Here is a 12,028-nt window from a genome sequence, read left to right on the forward strand (position 1 = left end):
CTTCCCCCTCTCCCCGTGGAAGAGGGCTGGGGTGAGGGCGTCAAACCGCACGATGGTTCTTCCTGTACTGCAACGGCGTCTCGCCAATCCCCTTTTTAAAAGCGCTGATAAACCACGTCACGTCGGAAAATCCCGCCTGTGCGGCAATGTCACGCACGCTCGAATCCGTGTGGAGTAAACACTCGCACGCCTTACGCAATCTTAGCGTGTTCAGGTAGTCGTGAATTTTTTCGCCCGTTTCCGCATGGAATCTTCGCGATACGTAACTGCGTGATTTACCCAGCTCTTCGGCCAGCGCATCCAGACGAAATTTCTCCTGATAATGCTCGTCGAGCCAGAACATTACCTGGCTGGCGATCCCCTGGCTGTTGCCCGGCTCACCGTCGCGATCGTCGGGGAGCATCGCGAACAGGCCGATCAGCAGGCTGGCGATGCTCTCGCCGTTCATCGGCGGTTTATAGCAGCTAAACAGATGGTCGATATGGTGGTGACAGTGGGCTAAATCGGCGACCCACGCTTCGCCGCCACGGCGTGACAGCCGCTCCAGGCGCTGCCGGGTCTGGGGAAAATCCCGCAGGATCTTCAGCACCGCGTGCTGGTCGAGATGAATAATGGTGCGGCGGTAAATTGCCTCCGCCTGTTCGTCCACCATGACCTTGTGCAGCGTAAAAGGCGGGAAGAAAAACAGTCGTCCGGGGCGCATGGTGTAGTGACGATTATCGACAATCGCCACGCCAAAGCCCTCTTCCACATAGAGGATCTCCAGACACTGATGCCAGTGATGGTAGCGCACCGTATTGGCAAACAGGCGGCTGAACGAGGCCACGGTATCATTCAGGGCGATCAGTTCCAGAAGGTCGGATGTCGGCGTGTCGCGCATAGTGCAATAAAACTCAACTTTTTCCCGTCTGATCGTCTTTATAAACCACCTTTTTAAATTTTCTCAACTGGAGGTTTATTCATCGTTCATGCCTGTGACATGGCTAACATTTCTGCCCCTTGCGGATTCACTATGCTTTGCCGCAGTTGATTACGAGGGCGAACCGATGTGGGCGGCAAACAAAGAAAAATCAAATCCGTTGTCTTCACGCCAGGAGGTAGTGGCGTCGTTGAATGCACTTTTACAGGCGCTGGACACTCAATTTCCGGCGAACCGTTCACGATTCCCGCTGGGCGACACCTGCGCCCATTACACAGCGGATATTGCGCAGATGGAGGGACTTTCCCGCGCGCTGTGGGGGCTGTTTCCGCTGATGGCATCTGGCGAAAGCACGCCGTTCAGCGAGAAGTACCTTACTGCCATTAAGCTTGGTACCGACCCGCAAAGCAGCGGCTACTGGGGTGAAACCGGCCCGTACGATCAGCGTCTGGTGGAGATGGCGGCCTACGGTCTGGGGCTCGCTCTGCTGGGGGATAAACTCACCGCGCACTTTACCGGGCGCGAGGTGATGAACCTGCACGCGTGGCTCAACCAAATCACCGACGCGCAGATGCCGGACAGCAACTGGAACTATTTTGCCATTATGGTCCAGCTCGGCTTTAAGCGCGCCGGCCTGCCGTACGATCGGGCCGCCATTGACCACCGCTTTGCGCTGATGGACGCCTACTACCTCGGCGACGGCTGGTATTCCGACGGTCCCGGCCGCCCGAAAGATTACTACATCTCCATGGCTTTCCATTTCTACGGCCTGATTTACGCCACGCTGAGTGACGACGAGGCGAGGGCGAAGGTGCTGCGCGAGCGCTCGCGTCTGTTCGCGGAAGACTTTATCTACTGGTCCGCCGCCGATGGCGCCTCGGTGCCGTTTGGCCGCAGCCTGACCTACCGCTTTGCCATGGTTGCCTTCTGGAGCGCGGTGGCCTTTTCTCAACTGGACGTCTTCACCCCGGGCATCGTGAAGGGCATTGTGCTGCGGCATCTGCGCTGGTGGCAGCAGCAGTCGATTGTCGATCGCGACGGTATTCTTACCCTGGGGTTTGCGTATCCGAACCTGGCGATGTGCGAGGATTACAACTCCCCCGGTTCACCGTACTGGGCGCTGAAAACCTATCTGATCCTGGCGCTGCCGGAAGCACACCCGTTCTGGCAGGCGGAAGAACAACCGCTGCCCGCGCTTGCTGAAAAACATGTGATTCCGCATGCGCAGCAGATCCTGATGCATTCGAAAGATTCGCAGCACGTCGTCATGCTCACCGCCGGTCAGCTGGAGCTGAACAACTACGTCAACACCGAAGCGAAATACACCAAATTTGCCTACTCCAGCCGCTTCGGATTCACCCTTGAGCGCGGGCGTTTTGGCCTGAAGCATGCCGCCTGCGATTCCATGCTGCTGCTGGCGGACGGAGATAACTATTTCCGCGGTCGTCGCGAGTGCGACGAGGTTCGGGTGGATGAAAATTACATTTTCTCGCGCTGGTCGCCGTGGCGCGACGTGCAGATTGCGACCTGGCAGATCCCGTTCGGGGAGTGGCACCTGCGCCTGCACCGTATCAACAGCGCGCGCACTCTGCAAACCGTCGAGGGCGGCTTTGCGGTGATGAAAACCGCCCACCAGGTGCGCGAACGCGGTTGTTATCTGTTGGCTGAAAACGGCAGCAGCGTCATTGTCGATCTTTCGCCGATCATTCAGCGCCAGCCAGACAGCATCGTCACGCCGCCGAACAGCAGCATTATGTTTGCGGAGTGCGCCTCCATTCCGCTGTTAAAAGCTGACCTCCCGCAAGGGGAAAGCTGGCTCTGTTGCGCCGTTCTGGCTGGCGGAAAACAGCCCGCTGCGGCGACGCCGCAGCTGAATATAACCCATAACCAGGTCGTGATTAGCGAACCCGGAAGCGAACGTAAGCTGTCGTTCACATTATAAAAATCTGGCCCTACACCCCGGCGAGGATGATATGAAAAGCACATCGACAACCAACAGAACTGAATATTACAAAATCAGCAGCTTTATCTTTCTCTATTTCTTTACCTGGTCTGCCAGTATTGGTCTGCTGGCGATCTGGCTCGGTCAGAAAGCCAACCTGAGCGGATCGGTGATTGGAACCGTCTTTGCGGTGAACGGGATATTCTCCGTTATTCTCAAGCCGATCTACGGCTATATTCTCGATAAGATCGGCATGAGCAAATATCTGCTCTATTTTGTGGTGATCATGTCGGCCCTGATGGCGCCATTCTTTATTTATGTTTACCAGCCGCTGTTAATGTCTAATACCCTGCTGGGGATTATTATCGGCGCGCTCTATTTAAGCTTTGCCTGGTACGCGGGCGTGGCGGCGTGTGAATCCTATTCCGACCGCTTTAGCCGTTTGAATGGCATGGAGTTCGGGCAGATCCGTATGTGGGGATCGCTCGGCTGGGCGGTGGCGTCATCTTTCTCCGGCCTGCTGTTCAACCTCTCACCGGCGTATAACTTTATTCTCGGCAGCGTGGCGTCGGTGGTGATGCTGATTGTCCTGCTGAGCCTGAAAGTGAACACTAACTCCGCTCACGCAGGCGAGGTGCTGACGAAAGAGAAAATTGCCCCGTCCGACGTTTACGCCCTGCTGCGTAACCGCAAATTCTGGGCCTTCTGCCTGTACGTGGCGGGCGTGGCATGGATGATGTTTATTGCCGAGCAGCAATTCTCGCGCTATTTCGTCACCTTCTTCGATGATATTCATGAGGGCAACGCCGTATTCGGCTATCTCGGGACCGTACAGTCGGGCATGGAATTTGTCATGTATATGGTGGTCCCGCTGTTTGTGAACTTTATTGGCGCCAAACGCGGGCTGTTAATTGTCGGGCTGGTGGTTGGGGCGCGTCTGATTATTTCCGGCATGTGTGATTCACACCTGCTCATTTCCGTGCTTAAACCGCTCTACGGTCTGGAAATCTGTCTCCTGCTGGTGTCGGTATTTAAATATATCGCCGAACATTTCGACAAGCGCGTCAATGCCACCATGTATTTACTTGGCTATCAGGCGATGCTCTACGTTGGCAACGTGGTGGTCTCTTCCCCTGCCGGCTATATGTATGACCGTATTGGCTTTGAGCACACCTATATCATCATGGGCGCAACGGCGCTGACCTTTACCCTTATTTCTGCTTTTACGTTATCCGCCTGTCAGAGCAAATGGCGCGGGGCTCGTGCGCTGAACGTAGCAGAAACGTCAACTCGATAAATTACGCCGTCAAAGAAGGAACCGAAATATGTTAAGTCGTATCAAAGAAGAACGTCTGCCTGTTATCGCTGCGCCCGTTGACTCCCGCGCATTCAGCGATGAACTGAATTCGGCGCGCAGCCACGTTCTTGACCTGATTAGCCGTCATTTAACGGAGTTCGGCGACAAATTCCCGGCGGAAACCTGCCAGAACGGTTTTTATCCGCTGACTGACAACGTGGAGTGGACCACCAGCTTCTGGACCGGGCAGCTGTGGCTGGCATGGGAGATGAGCGGCGAGGAAAAATTCCGCGCGATGGCGGAAAAACACGTGCGCTCGTTTGGCCTGCGCATCGCCGGGCGCAACGACACCAACACCCACGATTTAGGCTTCCTCTACACGCTCTCCTGCGTAGCCGCGTGGCGGCTGACCGGAAGCCGCGAGGCGCGCGGCTTCTCGCTGCTGGCGGCGGAAGCCCTGCTGGAACGCTTCCACGAGAAGGCGAAAATCATCCAGGCGTGGGGCGATCTCTCCGATCCGGAGCAGGCCGGGCGGATGATCATCGACTGCAACATGAACCTGCCGCTGCTCTACTGGGCAACGGAGCAGACGGGCGATCCGCGCTTTGCCGACGCCGCAAAAGCGCACGTCATGCAGGCCGCGACGTACCTCATTCGTGACGATGCCTCCACCTTCCACACCTACTATATGGATGTGGCAACCGGCGCACCGCGCTACGGCAACACCCAGCAGGGCTACGCCGACGACTCCTGCTGGTCGCGCGGGCAGGCTTGGGGCATTTACGGTTTCCTGCTGAGCTATATCTATACCGGCGACGAAACGATGATCGCCCTGTCAAAACGGCTGGCGAACTACTTCCTCAATCGCCTGCCGGAAGACTACGTCTGCCACTGGGATCTGGCGCTGGTGGGCACCGACGCACTGCGTGACTCTTCCTCGGCGGCAATTGCGGTGTGTGGACTGCTGGAGCTGGTGAAACATCTGCCGGTCACAGATCCGGATCGCGAACGTTACCTCGAATGGGCGAAAGGGATTATGTCCTCGCTGACAAAGCACTATCTGATGGGCAAAGAAGAGAAGGGCAACGGGCTGCTTAAGCACTCGGTGTATCACCTGGCGAGCAATAAAGGCGTGGATGAGTGCGCGAGCTGGGGCGATTACTTCTACGTTGAGGCACTGGTGCGTTTTACGCAGAGCTGGAAACTGTACTGGTAAAAACAGTCGGGGGGTAACCCCCGACTTATCGATCACGCTTTCGGAATACGCAGCGTCTGACCGGGATAGATCTTATCCGGGCTGGAGAGCATTGGGCGGTTAGCCTCAAAAATCTTATTGTACTGGTTGGCATCGCCGTACACGGTTTTAGAGATTGCGCTCAGGGTATCGCCGGATTTCACCGTATAGTAGGTGGCTTCATCTTTGGCATCTGTCGCGGTAATATTGTTCTCCACTTCGCTGACGCCCGCGATGTTGCCGACGGCGACCTGGATTTTTTCTTTCTGCTCCTGCGTCAGCCCGTCGCCCGTCACGCTGGCCTTGCCGTCAGTGACGTTAACCTGAACCTTATCGGAACCGGGAATGTTGAGTTTCTTGAGGTGCTCGGTGATTTTGTCGCCCTGACCTTTATGATCGGTCAGGTTATCCCACAGCTTTTCGCCCGCTTCTTTTACAAAGTTAAAAAGTCCCATTCCATCCTCCTGTTAAACATGAAGTCAGAATAAGCATAGCAGTTGAGTGTTAAGGTGATAAAAAAAGCCCGGTGACGTTAACGCTTACCGGGCGTGGGAGGTAAGTTGTAGGCCGGGTAAACGCAGTGCCACCCGGCAAATTTCACGGAACTTAAACCCCTTGCTCCAGAATACGGATGTGGGTTTCCAGAACGTCCCCTTTCACCGCGTCGCTCCACGCTTTCATATGCGCGGTCTGCAAATGCGCTTCAAGGTGCGCGACGGTTTCCCACTGCTCAACCATGATGATTGAGTCTGGCGCGGTCGCCTGGAAGCTTGCGCTGGTGGCGGCGTCCACCATCGGCGCGTAGCCGTGGCAGCCTTCTTCTTTCAGTACGGTCGGGATGATCTTCGCGAACTCATCCAGTACCGCCTGGCGGTGATGTTGGCCAGGACGCGTACGGATTTCAGCAATAACGGTAAGCATAATTAACTCCTTCTAATTCCAGGCTACCAGTTAAGCAAAAATTTCCGCGAGATGCTTGCGATATTCTGCGATATAGCGCGGGACGTCCGGCATTTTAATTACGTCGTTGACGATAAAGGTCGGCAGCGGCTCCATACCCAGGAACTGATTCGCCTTGTGGAACGGCAGATACGCGCCGTCTACGCCCACGCCTTCGAAGAACTGATCTTGCTCAGTGAACGCTTCTAGCGGGGCATTCCAGGTCAGGGAGAGCATGTATTTCTTGCCCTGAATCAGGCCGCCGGAACCGTATTTTTTAGACGCGTCTGAGCGGGTGCGGCCGTCGCTGGCATACAGCGAACCGTGACCTTCGGTAAACACATCGTCCATGTATTTTTTCACGGTCCACGGTGCGCCCATCCACCAGCCCGGCATCTGCCAGATAACCACGTCGGCCCACAGGAAGTTCTGCACTTCGGCCTTCACGTCGTAATCGCTGTCCGCGCGCACGACCTTAACATCATGTCCGGCGTCGCGCAGGAAACCATCCGCGACCTCGGTCAGGGTGTCATTGAGCTGGCCTTTAGAGTGCGCAAATTCTTTCGCGCCGTTGATAATCAGAATGTTGCTCATTATTTGTCCTCGATGCTGAGAGTATGCCGGGTATTCTACGCGCGAGGACGGAGCGGAAAAATAAGCAGAATGTGCAAAGTCTTTTGCGCTCAGCGCAATAATGGCTACCAGCTGACGGTCACCTCAAAGCCCCCTTCCGGCGCATTGCCCAGCGAGACGCTCATCCCATGTAACGTCGCGATACGCTTGACGATAGACAACCCCAGACCGCTGCCGGTGGCGTCCTGGCCCGGTGGACGATAAAAGCGCTCGCCGAGACGCGCCAGCGCATCGGATGAAATGCCCGGGCCGTTGTCGCGCACGGTAAAGCTTTGGGTATTCAGCGTCACGTCCGCCACGCTGCCGCGCGGGCTGTAACGAACGGCGTTGTCCAGCAGGTTACGCGCCAGCAGACTCAGCAGTAGCGGCTGTCCGTGACGCATTACCTCGGGCGCGTTGACGTTGAGCCGAATATCAATGCCCGCCTGCTGCGCCGGATGCCAGATATCCAGCACCGCGGATTGCAGCAAATCGGCCATCATCACGGGTTCGACGTCATCAAGATTATCCAGTGAATCCAGGCGCGACAGGGTGAGAAGCTGGTCCACCAGCCGGGAGGCGCGGTCGATGCCCGCATGCAGCTGCCCCAGCGCTTTAGACTGCGCCCCGGGATCGTCAAAGGAAAGCTGCGCCACGTCGGTTTGCACCTTCAGCGCGGCCAGCGGGCTGCGCAACTCATGGGCGGCATCCGAGGTGAAGCGGCGCTCGCGGGCCATCATCTCCTGCGTACGGGCGAAAAGATGGTTAAGCGCATCAAGCAGCGGGCGAACCTCCGTCGGCACGCCGTGGGTGGGCAGCGTATCGGTCGCATCCGGCGAGCGCGAGCGCAGGGTCCGCGCCAGATTTTTCAGCGGTTTCAGTTCCCTGCTCAGCAGAACAATCAGCAACAAAAGCATGACGGGCAGCGCCACCAGCCACGGCGTCAGCTGCGAGCTGACCACGTCCAGCGCCATATCCTGTCGGTACTCCCACTCCTGGCCAACCACCACGCGGTATTTCCCGTCCGGAGAAGTCAGCCACAGGAAACGCCATTCGTCGTTGTCATCCTGCAACCGACCGTCATCAAACCCGTCCCGGCGGTAGAGGTAAGGTATGTCGCGCCCGTTTTCGCCGTCGTTAAGCACCATGCTACCGTCGGCGGTGAAGATTGCGAAGGCCAGCGCATCGTCGTCCAGATGGCCGTGTTTGGCTTTTTTCGGTACCTCGCGCATGCGTTCCGGGGCGCGGAGTTCGTCCACGTCCATCGTCAGCAGCCGTTTGGCAAACAGCATCTGCTGGGTATCGAACAGCTTATCGAGCTTGTCGGTCGTCTGGTGCCAGGCCACCACGCTTGCGGCAAACCAGGCCGCCAGGGACAGCAGCAAAAAGAGGAGCGTCAGGCGCAGTTTCAGGCTCAGGCGTTGGGTCAGTTTCATGCGTCACCCAGGGTATAACCGATGCCGTGCACGGTGCGGATAAATTCGCTGCCGAGCTTGCGGCGTAAATGATGAACGTGGACTTCGACGGCGTTGCTGGAGACGTCATCATCCCAGTTGTAGAGCTTCTCTTCGATGGCCTTGCGCGGCAGCACGCGGCCCGCGTTGCGCATCAGCAGTTCCAGCAGGGCGAACTCTTTGGGTTTGAGCACCAGCGTTTCGCCCTCCAGTGTGGCGACAAGGCTTGCCGGATCGAGCGTGACCTTGCCGTGACGCAGCTCGCTGCGCGCCTGCCCGTGACTGCGGCGCACCAACGCTTCAAGGCGGGCCGCCACTTCAATCAGCGCGAACGGCTTACACAGGTAATCATCCGCCCCCAGGCGTAACCCTTCGACGCGCTGATTCAGCGCATCCCGCGCGGTCAGGATCAGCACCGGTTCGCTCTTACCGCTTTCGCGCCAGGCGCGCAGGATCTCAAGCCCGTCGATTTCCGGCAGCGTCAGGTCCAGCACCACGGCATCATACGGCGCGGTGTACAGGGCCGCCTGCCCGGTTTTACCGTCGGTAAACCAGTCCACGTTAAAGCCCATTTTGCTTAAGCCCGCTTTGATGCCGTCGCCGATGAGCTTGTCGTCTTCTACCAGTAAAATGCGCATATTTCCTCCTTGATGCCGTCAGTAAACCTTCTGCAAGCGCCTGCTGTACAGTAAAAATAAATAAATTTTCCCCTTAAGAAGTTGTTAAGGTTTACCCTGTTTAATGGATTGTGAAACGACATTAAAGGGAGAGATAAAGATGAAAAAATTCGCTGCAATTGCTGCCATCATGATGATGACCACGGCCCCTGTCTTTGCTGCACAGGGTGGCTTCTCTGGCCCATCTGCGACACAGAACCAGACGCAAACCCAGCAGGGTGGCTTTGTCGATAACAACGCCAACCTCACCACCGCGGCTAAAGTGAAAGACCTGAAGGACGATGCCTGGGTGAAGCTACGCGGGAACATTACCGAGCGCCTGTCCGATGACCGTTACACCTTCCGCGATGAGAGCGGCACGGTGGTGGTGGAGATCGACCACAAGCGCTGGAACGGCGTGACGGTGACGCCCCAGGATAAAGTCGAACTCCAGGGCAAAATCGATAAAGACTGGAACGAGTTTGAAATCGACGTGAAGCAGGTTATCAAGCTGAACAAATAACCCGGAAAGGGCCGCTTATGCGGCCCTTTTTCTTTGTGACTCAACTCGCCAGATGAGGTAGTATCTGCGGCAATATTGCCTGAAACCCATCGGTTTCTGAGTTGAGGAATCACACGTAATGAGCGATATGGCAGAGCGCCTCGCGCTACATGAATTCACGGAAAACGCCTACCTGAACTACTCCATGTACGTCATCATGGACAGGGCGTTGCCGTTTATCGGGGATGGCCTGAAGCCCGTTCAGCGCCGCATCGTCTATGCGATGTCCGAACTGGGGCTGAATGCTACCGCCAAGTTTAAGAAATCCGCCCGTACCGTCGGCGACGTGCTGGGTAAATACCATCCGCACGGCGACAGCGCCTGCTATGAAGCGATGGTGCTGATGGCCCAGCCGTTCTCTTATCGCTATCCGCTGGTGGATGGCCAGGGGAACTGGGGGGCGCCGGACGATCCGAAATCCTTCGCGGCAATGCGTTATACCGAATCCCGCCTGTCTAAATATGCCGAAGTGCTGTTGGGCGAGCTGGGGCAGGGGACGGTCGACTGGGTGCCAAACTTCGACGGTACGATGCAGGAGCCGAAGATGCTGCCTGCGCGTCTGCCGAACATCCTGCTGAACGGCACGACCGGTATCGCCGTGGGCATGGCGACGGACATTCCGCCGCACAACCTGCGTGAAGTGGCAAAAGCCGCCATCACCCTGATTGAGCAGCCGAAAACCTCGCTGGACGATCTGCTGGATATTGTGCAGGGGCCGGACTATCCGACCGAAGCCGAGATCATCACCTCGCGTGCGGAAATCCGCAAAATTTACCAGAACGGCCGTGGCTCCGTGCGCATGCGCGCGGTGTGGACCAAAGAAGACGGGGCCGTGGTGATCACCGCGCTGCCGCACCAGGTGTCCGGTGCGAAGGTGCTGGAGCAGATCGCCTCCCAGATGCGCAATAAAAAGCTGCCGATGGTGGACGACCTGCGCGACGAATCGGACCACGAAAACCCGACCCGTCTGGTGATCGTGCCGCGCTCTAACCGCGTGGACATGGAGCAGGTGATGAACCACCTGTTCGCCACTACCGATCTGGAAAAAAGCTACCGCATCAACCTGAACATGATTGGTCTGGACGGTCGTCCGGCGGTGAAAAACCTGCTGGAGATCCTCACCGAATGGCTGGCCTTCCGCCGCGATACGGTGCGCCGTCGTCTGAACCATCGTCTGGAAAAAGTGCTTAAGCGCCTGCATATCCTCGAAGGTTTGCTGGTGGCGTTCCTCAACATTGACGAAGTGATCGAGATCATTCGTACCGAGGACGAACCTAAGCCTGCCCTGATGTCGCGCTTTGGCATCAGCGAAACCCAGGCCGAAGCGATCCTCGAACTGAAATTGCGCCATCTCGCCAGACTGGAAGAGATGAAGATCCGCGGCGAGCAGAACGAGCTGGAAAAAGAGCGCGATCAGCTTCAGGCGATTCTGGCGTCCGAGCGCAAGATGAACACCCTGCTGAAGAAAGAGTTGCAGGCCGATGCCGACGCCTTTGGCGACGACCGTCGTTCTCCGCTGCACGAGCGCGAAGAGGCGAAGGCGATGAACGAGCACGACATGCTGCCTTCCGAGCCGGTGACCATCGTGCTTTCCCAGAGCGGCTGGGTACGTAGCGCCAAAGGCCACGATATCGACGCGCCGGGTCTGAGCTACAAATCCGGTGACAGCTTCAAGGCGGCGGTGAAGGGCAAGAGTAACCAGCCGGTGGCGTTCATCGACTCCACGGGCCGCAGCTACGCCATCGACCCGATCACGCTGCCGTCTGCGCGCGGCCAGGGCGAACCGCTAACCGGCAAGCTGACGCTGCCGCCGGGCGCCACGGTGGACCATATGCTGATGGAGGCCGACGATCAAAAACTGCTGATGGCGTCTGATGCGGGCTACGGCTTTATCTGTACCTTCAACGATCTGGTGTCGCGTAACCGTGCTGGTAAGGCGCTGATTAGCCTGCCGGATAACGCACACGTCATGCCGCCGCTGATCATCGAGAACGAAAGCGACATGCTGCTGGCGATCACCGCTGCCGGACGCATGCTGATGTTCCCGGTCAGCGATCTGCCGGAGCTGTCGAAAGGGAAGGGCAACAAGATCATCAGTATCCCGTCAGCGGAAGCGGCAAAAGGCGTCGATGGCCTCGCGCATCTCTTCCTGCTGCCGCCGCAGAGCACGCTGACCATTCATGTCGGCAAGCGTAAAATCAAACTGCGTCCGGAAGAGTTGCAGAAGGTGGTGGGTGAGCGTGGACGTCGCGGCTCACTGATGCGCGGCCTCCAGCGAATCGACCGCGTGGAGATCGACTCGCCGGCGCGCAGCAAAGCGGACGACAGCGAAGAGTAACCTGTTTCATCCCCCCTCTTTCCGGAGGGGGAATTACCATAAAATTTCCCGTAAAAACGTTGTTAATTCGTGCGT

General features: G+C 57.3%; 11 protein-coding genes. 5 read left to right on the forward strand and 6 right to left on the reverse strand.

Going from position 1 to position 12,028, the window contains the following annotated elements:
* Positions 1-40: 40 nt before the first annotated feature.
* Complete coding sequence (locus IM290_RS03710) at positions 41-880, reverse strand: AraC family transcriptional regulator (protein WP_023295450.1); 840 nt, start codon at positions 878-880, stop codon at positions 41-43.
* 166 nt (positions 881-1,046) lie between these two features.
* Between IM290_RS03710 and IM290_RS03715 the strand changes: the two genes are divergently transcribed.
* Genes IM290_RS03715 through IM290_RS03725 form a run of 3 tightly spaced genes read left to right on the forward strand, consistent with a single transcriptional unit; the run spans position 1,047 to position 5,374 of the window.
* Positions 1,047-2,861: a DUF2264 domain-containing protein gene (locus IM290_RS03715; RefSeq protein WP_193042143.1), complete on the forward strand. Its 1,815-nt coding sequence runs from the start codon at positions 1,047-1,049 to the stop codon at positions 2,859-2,861.
* A gap of 31 nt (positions 2,862-2,892) precedes the next feature.
* Entirely contained in the window at positions 2,893-4,158 is a 1,266-nt protein-coding gene (locus IM290_RS03720) for an oligosaccharide MFS transporter (RefSeq protein ID WP_015571880.1), read from the forward strand.
* A gap of 28 nt (positions 4,159-4,186) precedes the next feature.
* Positions 4,187-5,374 carry a glycoside hydrolase family 88 protein gene (locus IM290_RS03725; RefSeq protein WP_015571879.1) on the forward strand — a complete coding sequence of 396 codons (1,188 nt, stop codon included), beginning with the start codon at positions 4,187-4,189 and terminating at the stop codon, positions 5,372-5,374.
* A gap of 32 nt (positions 5,375-5,406) precedes the next feature.
* Here the strand turns inward: IM290_RS03725 and lysM are convergent, their stop codons facing one another.
* The 5 genes from lysM to qseB form a co-directional block, all read right to left on the reverse strand.
* The gene (gene lysM / locus IM290_RS03730) at positions 5,407-5,847 is read right to left on the reverse strand and encodes a peptidoglycan-binding protein LysM (protein ID WP_014885249.1); all 441 of its coding nucleotides are present in this window, start codon (positions 5,845-5,847) and stop codon (positions 5,407-5,409) included.
* Between the two features lie 151 nt (positions 5,848-5,998).
* Entirely contained in the window at positions 5,999-6,313 is a 315-nt protein-coding gene (locus IM290_RS03735) for a putative quinol monooxygenase (RefSeq protein ID WP_003862506.1), read from the reverse strand.
* 30 nt (positions 6,314-6,343) lie between these two features.
* On the reverse strand, positions 6,344-6,925 hold the full coding sequence (locus tag IM290_RS03740) for an NAD(P)H-dependent oxidoreductase (protein WP_015571876.1): 582 nt from the start codon (positions 6,923-6,925) through the stop codon (positions 6,344-6,346).
* Between the two features lie 104 nt (positions 6,926-7,029).
* On the reverse strand, positions 7,030-8,379 hold the full coding sequence (gene qseC, locus IM290_RS03745) for a quorum sensing histidine kinase QseC (protein ID WP_193042144.1): 1,350 nt from the start codon (positions 8,377-8,379) through the stop codon (positions 7,030-7,032).
* A complete protein-coding gene (gene qseB, locus IM290_RS03750) occupies positions 8,376-9,035 on the reverse strand; it encodes a quorum sensing response regulator transcription factor QseB (protein ID WP_022649409.1) in 660 nt (219 codons plus the stop codon). Before qseB ends, qseC begins: the two co-directional genes overlap by 4 nt.
* A 139-nt stretch (positions 9,036-9,174) precedes the next feature.
* Here qseB and IM290_RS03755 point away from each other — a divergent pair, with 139 nt between their 5' ends.
* Together IM290_RS03755 and parC are read left to right on the forward strand one after the other, a co-directional pair.
* A complete protein-coding gene (locus IM290_RS03755) occupies positions 9,175-9,576 on the forward strand; it encodes a YgiW/YdeI family stress tolerance OB fold protein (protein ID WP_003862501.1) in 402 nt (133 codons plus the stop codon).
* Between the two features lie 118 nt (positions 9,577-9,694).
* Complete coding sequence (gene parC, locus IM290_RS03760; RefSeq protein ID WP_015571873.1) at positions 9,695-11,953, forward strand: DNA topoisomerase IV subunit A; 2,259 nt, start codon at positions 9,695-9,697, stop codon at positions 11,951-11,953.
* Positions 11,954-12,028 lie beyond the last annotated feature (75 nt).

Origin of the sequence: Enterobacter cloacae complex sp. S1 (assembly GCF_014930525.1) — a bacterium.
Taxonomy (GTDB): domain Bacteria; phylum Pseudomonadota; class Gammaproteobacteria; order Enterobacterales; family Enterobacteriaceae; genus Enterobacter; species Enterobacter hormaechei_C.